Annotated in this window: 21 protein-coding genes; 10 read left to right on the top strand and 11 right to left on the bottom strand. The window is 59.8% G+C overall.

Translation table 11 applies throughout. The features are described from left to right. Nucleotides 1-138: 138 nt before the first annotated feature. A complete protein-coding gene (locus ACR0CG_RS09335) occupies nucleotides 139-387 on the bottom strand; it encodes an accessory factor UbiK family protein (RefSeq protein ID WP_050604795.1) in 249 nt (82 codons plus the stop codon). A 98-nt stretch (nucleotides 388-485) separates the two neighbouring features. Between ACR0CG_RS09335 and lgt the strand changes: the two genes are divergently transcribed. From lgt to ACR0CG_RS09315, 4 genes are all read left to right on the top strand, one after another. Beyond that, a complete protein-coding gene (gene lgt / locus ACR0CG_RS09330) occupies nucleotides 486-1,373 on the top strand; it encodes a prolipoprotein diacylglyceryl transferase (protein ID WP_480524328.1) in 888 nt (295 codons plus the stop codon). Then, a complete protein-coding gene (locus ACR0CG_RS09325) occupies nucleotides 1,370-2,437 on the top strand; it encodes a class I SAM-dependent methyltransferase (protein ID WP_480524326.1) in 1,068 nt (355 codons plus the stop codon). Before lgt ends, ACR0CG_RS09325 begins: the two co-directional genes overlap by 4 nt. Continuing rightward, entirely contained in the window at nucleotides 2,434-3,192 is a 759-nt protein-coding gene (gene pgeF, locus ACR0CG_RS09320) for a peptidoglycan editing factor PgeF (protein ID WP_170807922.1), read from the top strand. The genes ACR0CG_RS09325 and pgeF overlap by 4 nt, the downstream gene beginning before the upstream one ends. Before the next feature lie 736 nt (nucleotides 3,193-3,928). Further along, nucleotides 3,929-4,711, top strand: a complete 783-nt coding sequence (locus ACR0CG_RS09315) for a Hint domain-containing protein (protein WP_480524323.1) — start codon at nucleotides 3,929-3,931, stop codon at nucleotides 4,709-4,711. Between the two features lie 117 nt (nucleotides 4,712-4,828). Here the strand turns inward: ACR0CG_RS09315 and ACR0CG_RS09310 are convergent, their stop codons facing one another. Beyond that, nucleotides 4,829-5,329 (bottom strand): Lrp/AsnC family transcriptional regulator, encoded by a 501-nt coding sequence (locus ACR0CG_RS09310; RefSeq protein ID WP_170619551.1) that lies wholly within the window; start codon nucleotides 5,327-5,329, stop codon nucleotides 4,829-4,831. 227 nt (nucleotides 5,330-5,556) lie between these two features. Between ACR0CG_RS09310 and trxB the strand changes: the two genes are divergently transcribed. From trxB to ACR0CG_RS09295, 3 genes are all read left to right on the top strand, one after another. Continuing rightward, nucleotides 5,557-6,498: a thioredoxin-disulfide reductase gene (trxB, locus tag ACR0CG_RS09305; protein ID WP_480524321.1), complete on the top strand. Its 942-nt coding sequence runs from the start codon at nucleotides 5,557-5,559 to the stop codon at nucleotides 6,496-6,498. Between the two features lie 124 nt (nucleotides 6,499-6,622). Then, on the top strand, nucleotides 6,623-8,293 hold the full coding sequence (locus ACR0CG_RS09300) for an adenylate/guanylate cyclase domain-containing protein (RefSeq protein ID WP_480524319.1): 1,671 nt from the start codon (nucleotides 6,623-6,625) through the stop codon (nucleotides 8,291-8,293). A gap of 206 nt (nucleotides 8,294-8,499) precedes the next feature. Continuing rightward, the gene (locus tag ACR0CG_RS09295; protein WP_170807918.1) at nucleotides 8,500-10,218 is read left to right on the top strand and encodes a bifunctional sulfate adenylyltransferase/adenylylsulfate kinase; all 1,719 of its coding nucleotides are present in this window, start codon (nucleotides 8,500-8,502) and stop codon (nucleotides 10,216-10,218) included. 57 nt (nucleotides 10,219-10,275) lie between these two features. Here ACR0CG_RS09295 and ACR0CG_RS09290 read toward each other — a convergent pair whose 3' ends face one another. The 4 genes from ACR0CG_RS09290 to ACR0CG_RS09275 all read right to left on the bottom strand — a co-directional run bounded on the left by ACR0CG_RS09290 (nucleotide 10,276) and on the right by ACR0CG_RS09275 (nucleotide 12,789). Continuing rightward, a complete protein-coding gene (locus ACR0CG_RS09290) occupies nucleotides 10,276-11,148 on the bottom strand; it encodes a glycosyltransferase family 10 domain-containing protein (protein WP_480524317.1) in 873 nt (290 codons plus the stop codon). After that, complete coding sequence (locus ACR0CG_RS09285; protein ID WP_480524315.1) at nucleotides 11,145-12,032, bottom strand: PhzF family phenazine biosynthesis protein; 888 nt, start codon at nucleotides 12,030-12,032, stop codon at nucleotides 11,145-11,147. Before ACR0CG_RS09285 ends, ACR0CG_RS09290 begins: the two co-directional genes overlap by 4 nt. Nucleotides 12,033-12,145: 113 nt before the next feature. Beyond that, nucleotides 12,146-12,370 carry a DUF1150 family protein gene (locus ACR0CG_RS09280; protein ID WP_170614745.1) on the bottom strand — a complete coding sequence of 75 codons (225 nt, stop codon included), beginning with the start codon at nucleotides 12,368-12,370 and terminating at the stop codon, nucleotides 12,146-12,148. A 5-nt stretch (nucleotides 12,371-12,375) separates the two neighbouring features. Beyond that, on the bottom strand, nucleotides 12,376-12,789 hold the full coding sequence (locus ACR0CG_RS09275) for an Hsp20 family protein (protein ID WP_058275530.1): 414 nt from the start codon (nucleotides 12,787-12,789) through the stop codon (nucleotides 12,376-12,378). 164 nt (nucleotides 12,790-12,953) lie between these two features. Between ACR0CG_RS09275 and ACR0CG_RS09270 the strand changes: the two genes are divergently transcribed. The 3 genes from ACR0CG_RS09270 to ACR0CG_RS09260 all read left to right on the top strand — a co-directional run bounded on the left by ACR0CG_RS09270 (nucleotide 12,954) and on the right by ACR0CG_RS09260 (nucleotide 14,791). Beyond that, nucleotides 12,954-13,178, top strand: coding sequence for a YdcH family protein (locus tag ACR0CG_RS09270; protein ID WP_037308505.1), 225 nt, complete (start codon nucleotides 12,954-12,956; stop codon nucleotides 13,176-13,178). 64 nt (nucleotides 13,179-13,242) lie between these two features. Further along, nucleotides 13,243-13,731, top strand: coding sequence for a 5-(carboxyamino)imidazole ribonucleotide mutase (gene purE, locus ACR0CG_RS09265; RefSeq protein ID WP_170614746.1), 489 nt, complete (start codon nucleotides 13,243-13,245; stop codon nucleotides 13,729-13,731). Continuing rightward, nucleotides 13,724-14,791 (top strand): 5-(carboxyamino)imidazole ribonucleotide synthase, encoded by a 1,068-nt coding sequence (locus ACR0CG_RS09260; protein ID WP_480524313.1) that lies wholly within the window; start codon nucleotides 13,724-13,726, stop codon nucleotides 14,789-14,791. Before purE ends, ACR0CG_RS09260 begins: the two co-directional genes overlap by 8 nt. Nucleotides 14,792-14,858: 67 nt before the next feature. On the opposite strand, the gene ACR0CG_RS09255 is transcribed toward ACR0CG_RS09260, so the two are convergent. The 5 genes from ACR0CG_RS09255 to ACR0CG_RS09235 form a co-directional block, all read right to left on the bottom strand. Continuing rightward, nucleotides 14,859-16,010: an alpha-D-ribose 1-methylphosphonate 5-triphosphate diphosphatase gene (locus ACR0CG_RS09255; RefSeq protein ID WP_480524311.1), complete on the bottom strand. Its 1,152-nt coding sequence runs from the start codon at nucleotides 16,008-16,010 to the stop codon at nucleotides 14,859-14,861. Beyond that, nucleotides 16,007-16,780, bottom strand: a complete 774-nt coding sequence (locus tag ACR0CG_RS09250) for an alpha/beta fold hydrolase (RefSeq protein ID WP_480524309.1) — start codon at nucleotides 16,778-16,780, stop codon at nucleotides 16,007-16,009. Before ACR0CG_RS09250 ends, ACR0CG_RS09255 begins: the two co-directional genes overlap by 4 nt. 38 nt (nucleotides 16,781-16,818) lie before the next feature. Continuing rightward, complete coding sequence (locus ACR0CG_RS09245) at nucleotides 16,819-17,661, bottom strand: DMT family transporter (RefSeq protein ID WP_480524307.1); 843 nt, start codon at nucleotides 17,659-17,661, stop codon at nucleotides 16,819-16,821. A 238-nt stretch (nucleotides 17,662-17,899) separates the two neighbouring features. Then, nucleotides 17,900-19,540: a chaperonin GroEL gene (gene groL / locus ACR0CG_RS09240; protein ID WP_170614751.1), complete on the bottom strand. Its 1,641-nt coding sequence runs from the start codon at nucleotides 19,538-19,540 to the stop codon at nucleotides 17,900-17,902. Nucleotides 19,541-19,595: 55 nt separating this feature from the next. After that, on the bottom strand, nucleotides 19,596-19,883 hold the full coding sequence (locus ACR0CG_RS09235) for a co-chaperone GroES (protein ID WP_480524305.1): 288 nt from the start codon (nucleotides 19,881-19,883) through the stop codon (nucleotides 19,596-19,598). Between the last annotated feature and the right edge of the window lie 112 nt (nucleotides 19,884-19,995).

The raw sequence follows: 19,995 nt of genomic DNA, 5'->3' as shown, positions 1-19,995 counted from the left end.
ATTGGCACTTTGCCCAGCTTTTTCTTGATTAAATTCTGCGACGCGTCAAAATACACCGCATCGCACAACCCGTTAATTCGGATTGCGCGGCAGAAAATTTTGTCCTGAAAACTTGGTCAACGCGGCGCGAATGGAACGTTACTTGTCCAGTTTCGCCTCAAGCGCTGCAATTCGCGCTTCGAGCGCCGCATTTTCTTCGCGCGCTTTCTGGGCCATGGCACGGACGGCATCAAATTCTTCGCGGGTGACGAAATCACGGTCGGCCAGCCAGCGGTCGATCATCGACTTCATCGCGTTTTCGGCCTCTTCCCGCGCGCCCTGTGCCACGCCCATCGCGTTGGTCATCAGCTGGGATACGTCGTCCAGGATTTTGTTGCGGGTTTGCATGTCTCTAACTCCGGTTTCGCGGTTGGTCCCTATATGGGTAAAGAATGAGCCGGACTCAAGGTTGACTTGCCCTGCAAAGCCCGGGCAATGAGACGCACATGCAGGCTGTTCTGAAATTTCCCGATCTGTCGCCCGAATTGTTCTCGATCTCGCTGTTCGGGATGGAGTTCGCGCTGCGATGGTACGCACTGGCTTACATCGCCGGCATTCTGATCGCGTGGCGGATGGCGCTGTCCGCATTGCGTCGCCCTGCCCTGTGGCCCGGCGAGGTGCCGCCTCTGCGCAAGGAACAGCTGGAGGATCTGGTCACGTGGATCATCCTTGGCGTCATTCTGGGCGGACGGCTGGGGTTCGTGCTGTTTTATCAGCCCGGATACTACCTGTCGCATCCGCTGGATATCCTGAAAGTCTGGCAAGGCGGCATGGCCTTTCACGGCGGATTGCTGGGCGTGGTTGTCGCCGCATATCTTTATGCAAGGCGGCATAATATACCGGCGCTGTCTCTGGCCGATCTGATCGCCCACACCGTACCGCCGGGATTGTTGCTTGGGCGACTGGCCAATTTCATCAATGCGGAACTCTGGGGGCGGCCAAGCGATGCGCCATGGGCTGTGATCTTTCCAGGCATGGCCGCGCAGGACTGCCCCGGCGTTGTGACGGGCATGTGCGCGCGCCACCCTTCACAATTGTATGAGGCTGCACTTGAAGGCATCCTGCTTGGCGCGCTTTTGCTGTGGCTGGCCTATCGGCGCGGGGCGTTCCGCAAACCCGGCCTGATTACGGGCGTGTTTCTGACCGGATACGGCGCATCCCGCTTTATCGTCGAGTTCTTCCGCCAGCCGGATGCGCAGTTTGTTTCTCCCGGCAACCCGTTGGGTCTTGCGTGGCATGTGGACGGCTATGGGCTGACGATGGGACAGTTGTTGTCTTTGCCGATGATCGCTCTTGGTCTTTGGTTTGCCCTGCGTGCCCGGGCGGCGCAATGACCCTGACCGATCACCTGCTGGCACGGATCGGGCAGGACGGCCCGATGACCATTGCCGATTACATGAGCGAATGCCTGCTGCATCCTGATTTGGGATACTACACAACCCGCGACCCGCTGGGCGTGCAGGGCGATTTCATTACCGCACCCGAAATAAGCCAGATGTTCGGAGAAATGCTCGGCTTGTGCCTGGCGCAAAGCTGGCTGGATCAGGGAAGTCCGTCGCGGATTGCATTGGTTGAACTCGGTCCCGGTCGCGGAACCCTGATGGCCGATATCCTGCGCGCGACGCGGGAGGTTCCCGGCTTTCATGACGCGGCGCGGGTGCTGTTGCTGGAGGCATCACCCACACTGCGCGCCATGCAGGCGGAGACTCTGAAGGACTACGCACCCGTTTGGATCGACGCGATCGATGAATTGCCAAGCCTTCCCACTTATCTTGTAGCTAATGAGTTCTTTGATGCCCTGCCCATCCGGCAATTCCTGCGTGACGGCGAGGGTTGGCGCGAGCGTCTGATCGGCGCGGATCAGGGTGCGCTGCATTTTGGTCTGGGGCCATTGGGGTCGCAAATTGCCCTGCAAGACCGGCTTGAGGATACAATGGATGGCGATTTGGTCGAGCTTTGCGCAGCTGCGGCGCCTTATCTCACCGAAACTGCCGGTCGCATAGCGGCGTATGGAGGAGTTGGCCTGATCGTGGATTACGGCGACTGGCGATCGCTGGGCGACACGTTGCAGGCACTGCGCGGGCATCAGCGGTCAGACGTGCTGACGGATCCGGGCCAGGCCGACCTGACGGCCCATGTTGATTTCGAACCCCTTGCAGCGGCCAGCCGGACAGCGGGCTGTGCCCACACGCGCCTGACCCCACAGGGCGTTTTCCTTGAGCGGCTGGGGATAACGGCACGCGCGCAAAGACTAGCTCAATCGTTAACCGGTCCGGCACTGGATTCGCTGGTCTCGGCACATCGCCGGTTGACGCATCCCGAGGAAATGGGAAACCTGTTCAAAGTGCTGGGCCTCTATCCGGCAAACGCTTCTCCACCACCGGGACTGGAACCATGACGCTCGAGATTCTGACATCTGATCTTCTGTCCCCTGTCCGACATGGGTTTTTCAGCCGCCGCGGCGGGGCGTCATCCGGAATCTTCTCGGGGCTGAACTGCGGGTACGGGTCGTCTGACCAGACCGACGTTGTAACCGTGAACCGCAGCCGGGTGGCCGATGCGATGGCAGTTGCCCCCGACGCGCTGATCGGTGTGCATCAGGTGCATTCCCCGACCGTCCTGACGGTCGATGCCCCGATTACCGGAGAGAAGCCAAAGGCGGACGCGGTTGTGACCGCAACGCCCGGGCTGGCCCTGACGATCCTGACGGCCGACTGCCAGCCAGTGCTGTTTGCTGATCCAAACGCAAATGTGATCGGGGCCGCACATGCCGGGTGGCGCGGTGCCCTGGATGGTGTGCTGGAAGCCACGTTGGAGGCCATGGTGGCCCTGGGCGCGCGCCGCGAAGACACCATTGCGGTGATCGGCCCCACGATCTCGCAACGCGCATATGAGGTCGGGCCGGAGTTTTTGGATGACTTTGCCGCGGACTCGCCCGATAACATGCGGTTTTTCGCAAATGGGCAAGGCGATCGGCTTCATTTCGATCTGCCCGCCTTTGGCCTGCACCGGCTGCGGGCGGCGGGTATCGGGCAGGCGGAATGGACACGGCATTGCACCTATTCCGACCCCGAAAGGTTCTATTCCTACCGCCGGTCGACACACGCCAAAGAGGCGGACTACGGGCGCCTGATCTCCGCGATCAGATTGTAGTTTTAGGCAAGATTAAGGCAATTTTGCCGCTTTTCCGCCACATTTGTGGTGTTTATTCTAATCAGAATCGAACGGAAATTATTGTCCGCTGTCAAACAGTTATACGTTTTGACCTTTGATTGGCGCGGCAATGTTAACAAAAGGGAGCCGCTTACCTTCAATTTGTCCTCAATTGATCCCGGATCAGCCTTATCGGTGCCGCAAATCAGCGTCACAAATGGTTCACACAAGGGAAAACGGGCCTAAGCCCCAATAATTGAGCAGGACAAAGTTATGAAGACGAGATCACGTTTTCTATGCGCTGTTTTCGCGGCGATCAGGGATCAAAACCCTGACATGCCATGGAAGCGAGTTTCCAGCAGATCTGTCAGAGTTGCACGCCGTCTGACGGCGCGGCGCTGATCATGAAGGCCCGCGGAACCATGCTGCCGGTTCCAAGGGCTAATACGTGCAACGGGAGGGTGCTCCGGCCCGATGCACGAGCTGCCACGACCATACTGCGTGGCGCTGATACGGGGCGTGTGTGCGTGAACAATTTCAGTTTGCGTTTGTGTGAGTTTGTCTGGGGGGTCAATGTGTTGACCAAAGTTATGCGATATTGCGTCGCGACGCGCGGGAATTCCGACTGCCGTCCTGTGGTCTCTCGTTTCATTCAAGACAAAGAACAACACCGATCTGGTGGGTCTGCCCTAGGGTTCGGCCTGCATGACCGGTATTTAGAGGGGACGGAATAAATATGACTATTCCAAATTCATTGGCACGCGCCGCCAGAAATGCCGTCGAAACGTCGGCGATGCTGCGCGAAGCCCAACAACCGCCAGTAAAGGCAAAGGCGCAGCTGCGGCGCTACGAGGTGAGCACGTTGCTGAAAAACGGTGAAGTTTCGCAAACCCGCCATATCGCACCGGCGCTGCCCATGTTCGAGGATGCGTTCTGCGCCTTCACGCGCGGTTCGCTGGTCGATACCGAACACGGACCGATTGCAATCGAAGATCTGATGCCGGGGGATACGGTCCTGACACAGGATGGCACCTCGGAAACCGTGCTGTGGAAAGGATCCGTCACGCTGATTCCAGGACGCGAAGATTCTCGCGGCCGGACGCGGCCATTGACCCGGATCATGGCCGACACGTTCGGAATGCAGAAACCGATGTCCGGTGTCATCGCCGGACCAGCGGCCCGGCTGCTGGGCTGCCCGGCCCATTTGCGCCACCTGCATGGCGGCGCGCCGATTCTGGCACCGGTTCGGGAGTTCCAGGACGGAATGGGCGTTATCGAAACATTGCCGCCCACTCCGGTCGAACTGTTTCATATCTGCCTCAAACGGCATTCGGTGATAAGTGTTGATGGGTTATCTTTTGAGTCTTATCATCCAGGTGTTAATGCTGTTCGGATGATCAGCCACTCTTTGCGGTCGATCTATTTGAACCTGTTTGCTCATATCGAGTCGCTCAACGATTTTGGCCCGCTGCTGATGCCGCGCGCCGGAGATGGAGAGGTGGACGCGATATCAGCGTGAAATGTTAACGATTACTGCATAGTGGGGGCATAATGCAGCTAATACTCAGTTGGATCTTATCTTTGGCGGTCGCCGCAATGCTGCCGCCGGTTACGGCACATCCAAAACGCGCGGGGGTTACGCCGTCCGGTTCATTCGTTCTTCCAGAACGTCGAAGGGCACGCCGGGCTCGTCTTTTGCGCCGCGGATGACAAGCGACGTCTTGACGCTGGCCACGTTCGGCGTGGTCAGCAAGTCGCCTGTCAGAAACTGCTGAAAGCTGCTGAGATCTGGCGCAACGCATTTCAGGATGAAATCGACTTCGCCGTTCAGCATGTGGCATTCGCGGACCAGTGGCCATTCCCGGCACCGATTTTCGAACGCGCTGAGTTCGGATTCGGCCTGGCTTTCGAGGCCGACCATGGCAAAGACCTGCACTTCGAACCCAAGTTCGCGGGCGTTGACGTCGGCGTGGTAGCCGTGGATCAGGCCTGATTCCTCGAGCGTGCGCACCCGGCGCAGACACGGTGGGGCTGATATTCCCACGCGTTTGGCCAGTTCTACATTGGTCATGCGACCGTCTGCCTGCAATTCCGCCAGAATTTTGCGGTCAATCTCATCCAGCCGTGTAGCGACCATGGAATGCTCCTGAATTTTCAGTTGTTATATCAGCGCCCGGCTAATGCGCAATATTATTTCACCGCCGCGCAATATTGTTTATTTGTAATGCAAATTTCATCGACAACGCCTGCCCCGCCTGCCGTACAGGAACCGTCAGGAAAGGGCTTTAAGCCCGATCAAGCGGTCGCTATATCCATCCTCAACGGGCCGAGCGCCCACATCAGGCAGATCGAGTTGGGGGTACCATGGCCGACACAAAACACACCAAGGTTCTGATCATCGGGTCGGGACCGGCCGGATACACGGCAGGCGTTTATGCGAGCCGCGCAATGCTGGAGCCGATCCTGGTACAGGGGATTGAGCCCGGCGGCCAGCTGACCACCACAACCGATGTCGAGAACTACCCCGGTTTTACCGAGGTGCAGGGCCCCGACCTGATGATCAAGATGCAGGAACACGCAGCGGCGATGGGCTGCGAGATCATCGGAGACATCATCAGCGATCTGGATATCAGTAAGCGCCCGTTCACCGCGAAGGGTGACAGCGGCACGGTTTATACGGCAGACGCGGTCATTCTTGCCACTGGCGCCCGCGCCAAATGGCTTGGCCTGCCCTCGGAAGACAAGTTCAAGGGCTTTGGCGTGTCTGCCTGCGCCACCTGCGACGGGTTCTTCTATCGTGGACAGGAAATCGTGGTGATCGGTGGCGGCAATACCGCCGTCGAAGAGGCGCTGTTCCTGACCAATTTTGCCAGCAAGGTCACGCTGATTCACCGCCGGAATGAATTGCGGGCAGAAAAGATCCTGCAGGATCGCCTGTTCAAAAACGAAAAGATCGAGGCGCTGTGGTTCCATGAACTGGACGAGGTGATCGGAACCGATGCTCCGCTGGGCGTGGAAGGCGTGCGCGTGAAGAACGTGAAAACTGGCGAGATCACAGAAATTCCATGCAAGGGCGTGTTCGTGGCCATCGGCCACGCTCCGGCCAACGAACTGGTCAAGGAAACGCTGGAAACCCATATGGGTGGCTATGTCGTGACCAAGCCGGGGTCCAGTGAAACCTCGGTTCCCGGTGTTTTCGCTGCGGGTGACCTGACGGACCATATCTATCGCCAGGCCGTCACCAGCGCCGGTATGGGCTGCATGGCTGCCCTGGACGCCGAGCGTTTCCTGGCCGAACAGGAATAAGCAATTGGCTGAATTCACCAGCGCCGCACGGTGAATTCAGTCCTTCGCCCGATGGCCGTCTTGACCGCCGCCCTACCCCGTATCAGACTTTGGGGGCACGAAAGGCCGGATATGGGTGGCATCTTTGAGTAACGTTCTGTGGCGCGGCGGATGGGCTACCCGTCTTCGGATCGGCAGCGGCCTTGTCCTGTTTACCTTTGCCTTCTTTCATTTCATCAACATTGGCCTGGGCCTGTTTCACACAGACTACCTGCATGGCATGCAGGATGGGCGTCAGGCTGTCACCCGGCACGATGCCGGGGCAATCCTTCTGTATGCGGCGCTGTTCACCCATGCCGGTCTGGCACTTTATTCCATTGCCCAGCGCAGAACCCTGCGCATGCCGTTCAGCACAGGATTGCAGGTTGTTCTGGGGTTGCTGATCCCGCTGCAGCTGATCTCTCACATTGTTCATACACGGTATGCGCACGAGATTTTCGATGTGAATGACGAGATGGGCTATATCATCATCCTGATGTGGCCCAGCATCGCGATCTGGATGCAAAGCCTGTTGCTGTTGTTGGTCTGGATACATGGCTGCATCGGCCTGCATATGTGGCTACGCCTGACCCGTTGGTGGTCTCGGGCCGTGCCTTATCTGATTGGATTGGCCGTTTTCATCCCAACCTTTGCGCTTGCGGGGCTGCTCACAGAGGGACGGCGGCTGTGGTTGGATTTCGCCGATGATGACCTGCGCGAGCAGTATATCGAGCACTACAACTGGCCCTCCCCCGAAGCTTTTCAGACCATGTTCGGTGTCAAAAATACCTCGCTACTGGTGTTTTGGGTGGCCCTTGGGGCGACGCTGCTGATCTATTACGGGCGCAAGATGTGGCGGCGCAGGCATTCGGTGCGTGTCCGGTATGTGGACGGCCCCGAGGTAGTGGCAGAGAAAGGCATGACCCTGCTTGAGATTTCTCAGGCCAACGGCATCCCGCACACTGCATTGTGCGGCGGCAAGGGGCGTTGCACCACCTGCCGTGTAATTGTCGAGAAAGGCGCGGACGATCTTCCGTCCCCCAGTGCAGTCGAGGCACGCAGTCTGAGCGCGGTGAACGCCCCGCAGGGCGCACGCCTGGCCTGTCAGATTCGCCCGACCGAATCCGCAACCGTGTTCCGCATGTTCCGCCCTGAAGGCCGCCGCGGGCGCGCGCATGCCAGTCAGGGAAAAGAACGCCAGCTTGCCGTGCTGTTTCTGGACATGCGGGGGTTCACCGCGCGCACGACCGGCCAATTGCCGTATGACATCGTGTTCCTTCTGAACCGGTTCTTTGACGCGATCGTGCCGCCCATCACTGCCCAGGGCGGTGTTGTCGACAAGTACATGGGCGACGGGCTGCTGGCCGTGTTTGAAACGCCGGATACCGCAAGCTCGGCCCGGGCCGGGCTGAAGGCGGCAGCCGAGATCAGCCAGGCGCTGCAGCAGTTCAACCGTCAGCTTGAGGGCGAAGGCGCACCGGGTGTTCGGATCGGCATGGGGTTGCATCTGGGCGATCTGGTACTGGGCGAGATCGGCGCTGCCGGTTCGGCTTCGCGCACCATTATCGGGGATGCCGTGAACGTGGCCAGCCGGTTGGAAGCCGAAACCAAGGCACTGGGTGCGGAACTGCTGGTGTCCGAGACGCTTTTGCAGGCTGCGGAGTTTGATTACAGCGTTTCAGACATCCACTTTTTCGAGCTGCGCGGTGTGAGCCACCCGGTGCCGGCCCTGACCGTCAAACGTGCATCGGAACTTGAGCTGAGCGTCGCTGCATAGGAACACATTCGCTGAAAGCGGCGGAATTGTTGCCAATTTGAAGAACCTCGATCGCAATTGCATTCCAAACATGGAAAATCCTTCCAATCCGGGAGAATTCGACGCATATCGTCCTTTGTTTCATGAAGGTATATGGACTCCGGGCCTGCATCGGGGCACATGCGCCGCGACGACAGGCAACACCACACTGTAATAAGAGTATTCTGATGACGATGTTAAGCAATCTGGCACCGATCCCTGAACTGTACGTATCCTATGACTCGGCCCAGAAACTGAAGGTCGAAGCCGCCGATCTGACAAGCTGGGACCTGAGCCCGCGCCAGATCTGCGATCTGGAGCTGCTGATGAATGGCGGGTTCAACCCGCTCAAGGGTTTCCTGTCCGAGGCCGACTACGACAACGTCGTGGAAAACATGCGCCTGGCTGACGGCACCCTGTGGCCGATGCCGATTACGCTGGATGTCAGCGAAGATTTTGCCGAGAATATCGAACTGGGTCAGGACATTGCCCTGCGCGACCAGGAAGGCGTCATTCTGGGCACCATGACCGTGACCGACCGCTGGACGCCGGACAAGGCGCGTGAGGCCGAGAAAGTCTTTGGCGCGGACGACGACGCGCACCCGGCCGTGAACTATCTGCACAACGTGGCCGGCAAGGTATATCTGGGCGGCCCCGTGGTCGGCATTCAGCAACCGGTCCACTACGATTTCCGCGCCCGCCGCGACACCCCGAACGAGCTGCGCGCCTATTTCCGCAAGCTGGGCTGGCGCCGCATCGTGGCGTTCCAGACCCGTAACCCGCTGCACCGAGCGCATCAGGAACTGACCTTCCGCGCCGCCAAGGAGGCGCAGGCCAACCTGCTGATCCATCCGGTTGTCGGCATGACCAAGCCGGGTGATGTCGATCACTTTACCCGCGTGCGCTGCTATGAGGCGGTACTGGACAAGTATCCCGCATCCACCACATCGATGTCGCTGCTGAACCTGGCGATGCGCATGGCCGGCCCGCGCGAGGCGGTCTGGCACGGCCTGATCCGCGCCAACCACGGCTGCACCCATTTCATCGTGGGCCGCGACCATGCCGGCCCCGGCAAGAACAGCCAGGGCGAGGATTTCTATGGCCCCTACGACGCGCAGGATCTGTTCCGCCAGTTTCAGGACGAAATCGGCGTCGAGATGGTCGACTTCAAACACATGGTCTATGTGCAGGAGCGTGCTCAGTACGAGCCGAATGACGAGATCCTGGACAAGGACAAGGTCACGATCCTGAACATCTCGGGCACCGAACTGCGCCGCCGTCTGGCCGAAGGTCTGGAAATCCCCGAATGGTTCAGCTTCCCCGAAGTCGTTGCAGAACTGCGCAAGACCAAGCCGCCGCGCAGCCAGCAGGGCTTTACGGTGTTCTTCACCGGTTTCTCGGGCTCGGGCAAATCCACCATCGCCAACGCGCTTATGGTCAAGCTGATGGAAATGGGCGGCCGCCCTGTGACTTTGCTGGACGGTGACATTGTGCGTAAGAACCTGTCATCGGAACTGGGCTTCTCGAAGGAACACCGGGATCTGAACATCCGCCGCATCGGCTATGTGGCGTCTGAAATCACCAAGAACGGTGGCATCGCCATCTGCGCGCCGATCGCGCCTTATGCCACAACCCGCCGCGCGGTTCGCGAAGAGATCGAACAGTTCGGCGCGTTCTGCGAGGTTCACGTGGCCACCACGATTGAGGAATGCGAGCGCCGCGACCGAAAGGGCCTGTACAAGCTGGCGCGGGAAGGCAAGATCAAGGAATTCACCGGCATCTCGGACCCTTACGATGTACCGCAGAACCCGGAACTGCGCGTCGAAACCGAAAATGTCGAGGTCGACAACTGCGCCCACCAGGTACTGCTGAAACTGGAAAGCATGGGCCTGATTGCCGCGACCTGAGCCGGTTTCAGAACCTGAACACGGAAGCCCCCGGTCTATGCCGGGGGTTATCTTCTCTCAACTTCCGGAATTCAGTTCCGCGCGAAGCGCCTCGACTGCGCGGCGCTCGAAGGCGCCAAATTCGGCGGCTTTGGCCTGAGTGGCCTGCACATGCGGCAGACGGGCGGTGAAATCCTCTGGCGATGCATCCGCAATCGCCTGCTGAATTTCAGCCTTGGATTCGCACAGGATCATGCCCGAAGTGTCCATAAAGTCGTCGATATTCGGGCATCCCCAGTAGATCGGCACGGTCGAACACAGGATCGCATCGATCAGCTTTTCCGAGAAGTAGTTCCGTTCCCGGACGTTCTCGATAACCACCGAGTACCGGTATGGGGCCAGACCATCGGACTTGTTTTCAAACGGTTTGTAACCCCGGCCCATTACATCGACATCCGCGCCACTTTCCCGGACCCAGTCAATCAGTTCGTGCCGCAATTCATGCCCAACCTGATCTCGTTTGGCCGACGCGATGAGGGAACAGGAGCGGTTTTTTTCAATTTTCAGATCCTGCCAGTCCGACACCTGCGTATCGCCGTAGGGCAGGAACACGGCGTTTGGGATGGTCTGCAGAAGGATGTCGTGAAAGGTGAACACCCGGAAAAAACGGCGATGGGTCCAACGCAGCATCCGGTCGTGCTTGGCGTGAATGGCCGAAGGTTCCCCCATCATCAACGAAATGCGCGCGCGTGTGCCCCGACGCAGCCGCAGATGTACGGTAGAGTTGGGGTACATGATCAGGTGATCGGTGCGCTCGAGATCGCCGATGGTCTTGCCGATCAGGCGCTCCGGGCAGCCCTCGGGCCAGATGAGATCGGACAGGGGAACTGCCCCCAGTTTCGGCCCAAGACGGTGGCCATATGGCAAAACGGCAATCGCGGGACGGGTCATTGCAAAGTCTCTGGCAGGTCGACCTGACCACGCATCAGGACATGGCCGCGACCGGCAACCCTGATCCCGGTCATCGCGTCCGGGGGGCCGACTCGCGTGACGGTTGCCTGTCCGGGGCGGCCCATGTCGTGCCCCTGCTCTGCCACAAAGGTGTCCTTCGGCATCAGGCCGTATTTCCACAGGTAAGCCGCCATGGCGCCCGTGGCCGAGCCGGTGAACGGATCCTCTGGCGGGCTGGGTGGCGCCAGCAGCAGGCGCGAGAATGTGTCACCGACAGACGTTGCACCCTTCAGCGTCACCAGGAAGGGTTCGGCCATATCTGAGCCCGAAAAACCTGCCTTCTCGGCCACCTTGCGCAGAGGCTCTTCGGACAGTTTTGCGGCGCGCAGGGCATCATGATCGCCTAGCACGGTGATGCAGAACGGCAATCCGGTCGACACGAACTGGGGCGGGGAGATGATGGCGCTTTCAGGCAGGCCGATCGCGGCGGCAACAAGTTCCGCCGGCACGTGCTGGCCAAATTGGGGGGCAACCTGCGTCATCTCAATTTCATCGCCGCTCAGGCGGACCGATACGATCCCTGCCCCGGTTTCCAGCGTCAGGCTGTTACCTTCGAACAACCCGCGCGACCGCATGGCTGCTACGGTGGCGATGGTGGGATGCCCGGCAAATGGGATTTCGCGGCTGGCCAGGAAGTAACGCACATGCACATCAGCGACTTCCGAAGGGCCGGTGAAGGTGCATTCCACAAGCGAGGTTTCGCAGACATAGGCCATGCACACTTCCTGCGACAGCACAGCACCACCGTGGACCACGGCACACCCGTTTCCGCCAAATGCCCGGTCGCTGAAAGCGTCTACCCAGTCAAAATCGAACCAGCTCATGCGTCACTTTCCCCGAACGATATGAATTACGGGCGCATCCGGCCCTTCCGGTTCGCATGTGTCGCCGCTATGGCGGTCATTGTCACGCTAAAAACAGCCGGAGGCGGGGCCGTTCAGTGAACGGCCACCGGTGAAAAGTCATGTTCACGGGCCAGGACAAAGGCCAGTTTCCGGTCGGCGACCAGCGCCAATTGCTGTCCGTCGGAATCGTGAACCGCGTAAAGCTGATCCAGATCACCGGCCTGCTCTCGCACTTCCAAGGGAAGATCGGCAACATCGACCGCTTTGACATACACGATCCGGTCGCCTTCGGTGTTAATCTCAATCGGTGTATTCATTGCTCTTACCCCTTCCTTATGTTGATCGTCTGCACCACGGTTTCCGGCACGGCGCGGGTCAGGTCCACGTGCAGCAGACCGTTTTCCATGATCGCTTCGCCAACCTCGACCCCATCAGCCAGCACAAACATGCGCTGAAACTGACGCGCCGCGATGCCACGGTGCAAAAAGATGCGCCCCTCGCTGTCGTCGCGTTGACGGCCCCGGATCACCAGCTGGCGATCCTCGATGGTGATCGACAGATCTTCTTCCGCGAACCCGGCCACGGCCAGGGTGATGCGATACGAAAAATCCGATGTCTGTTCGATATTGTAGGGCGGGTATCCTTCGTTGCCAGCCTTTGCAGACCGTTCCAGAAGGCGTTCCAACTGCTCGAACCCCAAAAGATGCGGGTATGAGCCAAGAGTAAGTTTTGACACGTTTTCTCGTCCTTTTATGTCAAAGCGACGGGTGGTGCGGCCCCGTTGCGGCAACCGCGTGTTATAGAATATGGGAATATGCAGGGATGTCCACAAGGTCTGGCCCGATAAACCCTGACACACTATCTTGTGTGGAAAGCACCACAACTACGACTGAGTCGCCTATGAATGCGCCTACCGATCTTTCCATGAAAACTGATGAGGTTTTGCGGGTTGAACTTGAGGTGTTCCGACGTCAGCACCGCGATCTGGACGAAGCGATCGAGGCGCTGCAGGCAACGGGTACCTCGGACCAGCTGACCATCAAACGTCTGAAAAAGCAGAAACTGCGGCTGAAGGACATCATCCGGCTGATCGAGGACCGCCTGACCCCCGACATCATCGCCTGACGCATTGCCAGACAGGTGGATTTGGCTATAGTGCGCGCTCTTTGAAAAGCCGGGGAAAATGCGGATGGGTGAGATCAAGGTAGGCATCATCATGGGCAGCCAGTCGGACTGGCCCACGATGAAGGAAGCCGCGGATATTCTGGACGAACTGGGTGTTGCCTACGAGGCGCGCATCGTGTCGGCCCACCGCACGCCGGATCGCCTGTGGGACTATGGAAAAACCGCTGTGTCGCGCGGCTTGCAGGTGATCATTGCGGGTGCTGGCGGGGCCGCGCATCTTCCGGGCATGATGGCTTCGAAAACACGGGTTCCGGTGATCGGGGTGCCGGTTCAGACGCGGGCCCTGTCGGGTGTCGATTCCCTCTATTCCATCGTACAGATGCCGAAAGGGTTTCCGGTGGCGACCATGGCCATCGGATCGGCGGGTGGTGCCAATGCCGGGTTGATGGCTGCTGGTATCCTGGCCCTGCAGGATGCCGAACTGGCCGGACGGCTGGATGCCTGGCGTGAGGCCCTGTCGGCCTCTATCCCCGAGGAGCCTGCCGATGACTGAAGCATTGCAAACCGGGGCTCGGATTGGAATTCTGGGCGGTGGCCAGCTGGGCCGGATGCTGTCGGTCGCGGCGGCCCGACTGGGGTTTGTCACCCATGTTTATGAGCCGGGCGCTAACCCGCCTGCTGGCCACGTTGCCGACCGCGTGACCACTGCCGCCTATGACAATGCCGACGCCCTGCGTGCCTTTGCCGAAGACGTGGATGTCATCACCTATGAGTTCGAGAACATCCCGACCGAGGCACTGGATCTGCTGGAAGCGCATCGCCCCATTCGCCCGGGCCGCGAAGCCCTGCGGGTCAGTCAGGACCGGCTGACCGAGAAGAGCTTTCTGCAGGGACTGGGCCTTAAAACGGCACCCTTCGCCGACATCACAGATCTGGACAGCCTGCGCGCAGCGATTGATGAGATTGGCACACCCGCCATTCTGAAGACCCGCCGGTTCGGTTATGACGGCAAAGGTCAGGCCCGGCTGCGCGCGCCCGGCGACGCCGAATCCGCACTGGCCGATATGGCGGGCGCGCCTGCTATTTTGGAAGGCTTCGTGGATTTCTCGCACGAGGTGTCCGTCATCGCCGCCCGAGGTCTGGACGGTCAGGTTGCCTGTTTCGATCCCGGTGAAAACGTCCACCGTGACGGTATCCTGCATACAACGACCGTACCGGCGCGGCTGTCGCCGTCGCAGCGAACGGATGCCGTGCTGCTGGCGGCCAATATTCTGAACGCGCTGGATTATGTCGGGGTGATGGGCGTTGAACTGTTTGTCACGGCCGAGGGTCTTATCGTCAACGAGATCGCCCCGCGTGTTCACAACTCGGGACATTGGACCCAGAATGGATGCGCCGTGGATCAGTTCGAACAGCATGTCCGCGCTGTCGCAGGGTGGCCTCTGGGGGATGGCCAGCGGCATTCCGACGTGGTCATGGAGAACCTGATCGGCGCCGATATGGACCGTGTGCCCGATCTGGCCCGCGAACGGGATGTGGCGCTGCATCTCTACGGCAAGGCCGACGTCAAGGCAGGCCGCAAGATGGGCCATTTCAACCGGGTCATCCGCTGAAGGTTATCGAGCCTGCGTGCGATGCCTCAGTCGAAGCTATTCCTGAACAATAGAAAACGCAGCGCGCTTATGCCACCAGGCGCGCCGCGATATCCCCGGACATGTAGCTGACGCGCCCACCCGCCAGAGTGGCCGCGACACGGTTGGTGGCGGTTTCCAGGATCACCAGATCGGCCCGTTTGCCCGGTGCAAGCGTGCCGCGATCCGTCAGACCCAGCACCTGCGCAGGCCCTGACGAGACCAGCGCCCAGGCCCCGGCCAGATCCAGCAGACCGCTTTTGGCCAGCATCAGGGCCGCGCGGCGCGGGCTGGGGTAATGGTAATCCGACGCCAGCGCGTCGCACAGGCCCATCGTGATCAGGTCAAGCGCGCTGGCATTGCCTTTGTGCGAGCCGCCCCGCACCACGTTCGGAGACCCCAGTATGACGTGATCACCGGCAGCACGGGCCGCCTCGGCCGCTTCCAGCGTTTCGGGAAATTCTGATATCCGGGCCCCACGCGCGCGCCAGTCTGCCCGGGCCCGGGCCGTGGCGTCGTCATGACTGCCCAACCGGACACCGCGATCGGACAGCGTGTCGCATAGCCGTTCCAGCGCTGCCGGTACTTCCCCTGACCGGGCATGCATTTCTTGCAGCATTTCAAGATGCGCTTCGGGGCTGCGCCCGGCCTTGAGCGCCTGCCCGGTCAGACGCGGCGGTGTGCGTCCTTGCGCCAAGCGGTCATGCGGCAGATGGTCATTGAACACCACATAAGGCACCTGCCACCGGGCAATACGCTCGGGCAGGTCCGCATAGTCGTCCAGCATGTGGGTTTCAAACCGCAACTGGGGTAACAGATCCGTCACGATGGTATCCCTGACCCCGGCAATCGCATCAAAGACCTGGCCCGCAAATCCCGGGCCACGCACGCCGCCCTCCCAACTGTGGAACTGGGCCAGCACGGCTGTGGTAATACCATTGGCGGCCAGTTCCGCCTCGGCCGACACCAGACCTTCGGCCATTTGCTTCATCGCTCCGCGACGCGGCGCAAGATGACGCTCAAACCCGTCCCCGTGCAGATCGACGATCCCGGGCAGGATGGTGTATCCCGACAGATCGATCTGCCGTCCGGTCCCCGAGGACTGAATGATCCCGTCTGCCACAGCCAGTTCGGTTCGCGTCACTTCGTGACCCGACACAAGAACATCCGCCCGGGTGAAGGTCAGTTCAAGTGCGGTCATCGCGTCGGCTCCGACGGAGGTTCTGAACAGTCCTCTCCGATACAGATCTCGTCAATGACATCCATGACACCGTCGAGCCAGGTGATCTGCGGATCAAAGCGGCCAAACTCGATGAAATGCAGCGCCTGCGCCATGACCCGGGGGTTGTTCATCATGAAGGTATGGGTCACCGGCAATACGATGTGATCGGCCATGCCCGCGACACGGGTGGTTCGCACTGACACCTTTCCATCATCCCGCCCCTCGATCATCGACGAAAACAAAGGGTTCAGCGAGTTCTCTCCCGCGATTACGCCAAGATCGAATTCGACCGGCGGCAACTGGCCCGGAATACCCTCCGGTCCCGTTCCCAGCGCCAACCCGGCAGGACCGTTGAGCATACCGAAAACCTCCCATGAGCCAAGCTCGTCAACCAGTTGGCTGCCCTGGTTTGGCGGACCCAGCATGACAACGCGGCCCAGGTTGTCCGGTGTATTGTCTTGCAGCCAGTACCGCAGAAGAATCCCGCCCATCGAATGGGCCACGACATTCGCGGTCTCGTCCCCGCAGGCGGCAAGGGCGCCCGGCACGGTCTGCCGGGCCAGTTCGGGTATGGGCAGATCCGTTGACGGGTAATCCGGACGCACGACTTTGTAGCCGTGGGCGCTAAACAATTGCTCCATCACCGAAAACGAAGCCTTGGTTCGCGCAAGCCCATGCAGCAAAACAACGCATTTCGCGCTGGCAAAAGATGGAGCGAGGCAAAGAAGCAATACGACCAGAAATCTCATAGCCGCCAGATAAGGCTTATCGTGGATCGTGAAAACCCCTAGCCGGTCTTCCGTCGCGATACGGCCATCGCAATGCCGCCCAGAACCGCGACGGTTCCAACAGCCAGACGCAGACCTGCCGTTTCCCCCAGCAGGGCAATGCCAGCCGCGATGGCGATGATCGGAACGCTCAGTTGCACCACGGCCGCAGTCGCAGGCAAAAGCTTCGGCAGAACCCGATACCACAGCGCATAACCCAGCCCCGAAGTCACGGCGCCGGACAAAATCGCCAGCGCATACCCAGTGGGTTCCATCTGCCAAACTCCGCCCAACAAAAACAGCGCAACGGCCGTGACCGGCAGGGCAACCACGAAATTGGCAGCTGTCCCTTGCAACGCGTCGGGCTCGGACCGGCCTGCCAGCGAATAAGCGGCCCAGCCCACACCCGCCGCTGTCATCAGCGCGGCGCCGGACAAGTCGACCTGAACAGCACCAGATGGCCACAACACATACCCAAGTCCGGCAAGCGCAATCCCCGCTCCGGCCACCTGGCGCGCGGTGGGACCCGAACCTGACACGGCGCCAAAGGCAAACATGGAAATCTGTACAACCCCGAACAGGATCAACGCCCCCAATCCCGCATCAAGCGTCAGGTACGCCATCGAAAACCCGATCATATAAATGGACAGTGACCCGGCCCCGATAACCCTGCGCTTGTGAAATACCGGCAGATGCTCGCCTTGTTGCCGGACCAACACGACCAGCATCAAGGCCCCAGACAGAACCCGCACCACGGCAAATCCCGCCGGATCGGCGGCCCCGCTGTCGATTGCCAGCCGGTTCAGGATCGAGTTCGCCGCGAAGGCGCACATGGTCAGGGTGGTCAGCAGGAACAGTCTCATATCAACCGCATAGCCGGTTCGCCGCGAACTGGACAGTCCTTTCCGCAAACACCCGGCGCTTCATCTTTTCCCAAATACTCCCGCCGGAGGCATGGCCGCATCGCGGCCATCGAAACCGAAACGGGGCCGCCCGAAGACGACCCCGTTCCTTTGCACTGTGCGTCCCCGTGAAGCAGCCTGGCCATGGGGTCTGGCGCCTGTCGGGGCCGTCAGAATTCGCCGGAGCGAATTCGACGTCTTACATCATGCCGCCCATGCCGCCCATGTCGGGCATGCCGCCGGCGGCAGGTGCGTCTTTCTGCGGCTTGTCTGCAACCATCGCTTCGGTGGTGACCAGCAGACCGGCAACCGATGCCGCGTCTTCCAGAGCGGTACGGACAACTTTGGCCGGGTCGATCACGCCGAACGAGAACATGTCGCCATATTCTTCGGTCTGCGCGTTGAAGCCGAAGGCAGCATCCGAGGATTCGCGAACTTTGCCTGCAACAACCGCACCGTCGACACCTGCGTTCTCGGCGATCTGGCGCAGCGGCGCTTCGATAGCCTTACGAACGATGTTGATGCCTGCGTCCTGATCAGCGTTTGCACCCTTCAGAGCTTCCAGTGCTTTACCGGCCTGAACCAGAGCAACACCACCGCCCACAACGACGCCTTCCTGAACGGCAGCGCGTGTTGCGTTTAGAGCATCGTCCACACGGTCCTTACGCTCTTTCACTTCAACTTCGGTCATGCCGCCGACGCGGATAACAGCAACACCGCCTGCCAGTTTGGCAACACGCTCTTGCAGCTTCTCACGGTCGTAGTCCGACGAGGTTTCTTCGATCTGGGTGCGGATCTGGGCAACACGTGCTTCGATCTCGGCTTTCTCGCCAGCACCGTCGACGATGGTGGTTTCGTCTTTGGTGATTTCGATCTTCTTGGCGGTGCCCAGCATGTCCATGGTCACGGACTCGAGCTTCATGCCCAGATCTTCGCTGATGACCTGACCGCCGGTCAGGATTGCGATGTCCTGCAGCATGGCTTTGCGGCGATCGCCGAAGCCCGGTGCTTTGACAGCAGCAATTTTCAGGCCGCCGCGCAGTTTGTTGACAACCAGAGTTGCCAGCGCTTCGCCTTCAACATCCTCGGCAATGATCAGCAGCGGCTTTTGCGACTGGATCACCTGCTCGAGCAGCGGAACCATCGGCTGCAGCGAGGACAGTTTCTTTTCGTGCAGCAGGATCATGCAGTCGTCGAGCTCTGCGATCATCTTGTCTGCGTTGGTGACGAAGTAGGGCGACAGGTAGCCACGGTCGAACTGCATACCTTCGACAACGTCGGTTTCGGTTTCCAGACCTTTGTTTTCTTCGACGGTGATAACGCCTTCGTTGCCAACCTTCTGCATCGCGTCTGCGATCTGCTGACCGATTTCGGCTTCGCCGTTGGCCGAGATGGTGCCAACCTGAGCAACTTCTGCCGAGTCCTTGACTTCGCGCGAAGCGGCCTTGATGCCTTCAACAACCTTGGCGGTTGCCAGGTCGATGCCGCGCTTCAGGTCCATCGGGTTCAGGCCTGCTGCAACCTGCTTCAGACCTTCTTTGACGATGGCCTGTGCCAGAACGGTTGCGGTGGTGGTGCCGTCGCCGGCTTCGTCATTGGTGCGGCTGGCGACTTCTTTCACCATCTGCGCGCCCATGTTTTCGAACTTGTCTTCCAGTTCGATTTCCTTGGCAACCGAAACACCGTCTTTGGTGATGCGCGGCGCGCCGAAGGATTTGTCCAGAACCACGTTGCGGCCTTTGGGGCCCAGGGTCACTTTAACCGCGTCAGCCAGGATGTTCACACCCTTCAGCATACGGTTGCGGGCATCGGTGTCGAACTTGACGTCCTTTGCAGCCATGTCGTTTCTCCTTGAGAAATATGTTGGAAATGAAGATCAGAGAAAGCGCGCAGGCTTACTCGATGATCCCCATGATGTCGCTTTCTTTCATCATCAGCAGCTCTTCGCCGCCGACGTTGACCTCGGTGCCCGACCATTTGCCGAACAGGATCTTGTCGCCGGCTTTTACGGCCATTGCGATCAGTTCGCCGCTGTCCTTGCGTGCGCCTTCGCCGGTTGCAACGACTTCGCCTTCGCTGGGCTTTTCTTTTGCGCTGTCAGGAATGATCAGGCCGCCTGCTGTTTTCTCGTCGCTTTCAACGCGACGGACCAGCACACGGTCATGAAGCGGTTTCAATGCCATCTTTGCAGCTCCTTGGGCTCAAAGTTTGTTTATCCTCCCCTCACCTAACGGCGAGGCGTTAGCACTCGGGTCATCCGAGTGATAACGACGCATAGCTAGGGAGTTGGAAAGG

It is taken from the genome of Ruegeria sp. AB8 (genome assembly GCF_056542605.1).
Note: the sequence above shows the minus strand (reverse complement) of the source record. Positions and strands in the feature narration are given on the sequence as shown.

Coding starts and splice junctions, on each gene's coding strand:
- ACR0CG_RS09335 (WP_050604795.1), bottom strand. CDS start 387: ATGCAAACCCGCAACAAAATCCTGGACGACGTATCCCAGCTGATGACC.
- lgt (WP_480524328.1), top strand. CDS start 486: ATGCAGGCTGTTCTGAAATTTCCCGATCTGTCGCCCGAATTGTTCTCG.
- ACR0CG_RS09325 (WP_480524326.1), top strand. CDS start 1,370: ATGACCCTGACCGATCACCTGCTGGCACGGATCGGGCAGGACGGCCCG.
- pgeF (WP_170807922.1), top strand. CDS start 2,434: ATGACGCTCGAGATTCTGACATCTGATCTTCTGTCCCCTGTCCGACAT.
- ACR0CG_RS09315 (WP_480524323.1), top strand. CDS start 3,929: ATGACTATTCCAAATTCATTGGCACGCGCCGCCAGAAATGCCGTCGAA.
- ACR0CG_RS09310 (WP_170619551.1), bottom strand. CDS start 5,329: ATGGTCGCTACACGGCTGGATGAGATTGACCGCAAAATTCTGGCGGAA.
- trxB (WP_480524321.1), top strand. CDS start 5,557: ATGGCCGACACAAAACACACCAAGGTTCTGATCATCGGGTCGGGACCG.
- ACR0CG_RS09295 (WP_170807918.1), top strand. CDS start 8,500: ATGACGATGTTAAGCAATCTGGCACCGATCCCTGAACTGTACGTATCC.
- ACR0CG_RS09290 (WP_480524317.1), bottom strand. CDS start 11,148: ATGACCCGTCCCGCGATTGCCGTTTTGCCATATGGCCACCGTCTTGGG.
- ACR0CG_RS09285 (WP_480524315.1), bottom strand. CDS start 12,032: ATGAGCTGGTTCGATTTTGACTGGGTAGACGCTTTCAGCGACCGGGCA.
- ACR0CG_RS09280 (WP_170614745.1), bottom strand. CDS start 12,370: ATGAATACACCGATTGAGATTAACACCGAAGGCGACCGGATCGTGTAT.
- ACR0CG_RS09270 (WP_037308505.1), top strand. CDS start 12,954: ATGAATGCGCCTACCGATCTTTCCATGAAAACTGATGAGGTTTTGCGG.
- purE (WP_170614746.1), top strand. CDS start 13,243: ATGGGTGAGATCAAGGTAGGCATCATCATGGGCAGCCAGTCGGACTGG.
- ACR0CG_RS09260 (WP_480524313.1), top strand. CDS start 13,724: ATGACTGAAGCATTGCAAACCGGGGCTCGGATTGGAATTCTGGGCGGT.
- ACR0CG_RS09255 (WP_480524311.1), bottom strand. CDS start 16,010: ATGACCGCACTTGAACTGACCTTCACCCGGGCGGATGTTCTTGTGTCG.
- ACR0CG_RS09250 (WP_480524309.1), bottom strand. CDS start 16,780: ATGAGATTTCTGGTCGTATTGCTTCTTTGCCTCGCTCCATCTTTTGCC.
- ACR0CG_RS09245 (WP_480524307.1), bottom strand. CDS start 17,661: ATGAGACTGTTCCTGCTGACCACCCTGACCATGTGCGCCTTCGCGGCG.
- groL (WP_170614751.1), bottom strand. CDS start 19,540: ATGGCTGCAAAGGACGTCAAGTTCGACACCGATGCCCGCAACCGTATG.
- ACR0CG_RS09235 (WP_480524305.1), bottom strand. CDS start 19,883: ATGGCATTGAAACCGCTTCATGACCGTGTGCTGGTCCGTCGCGTTGAA.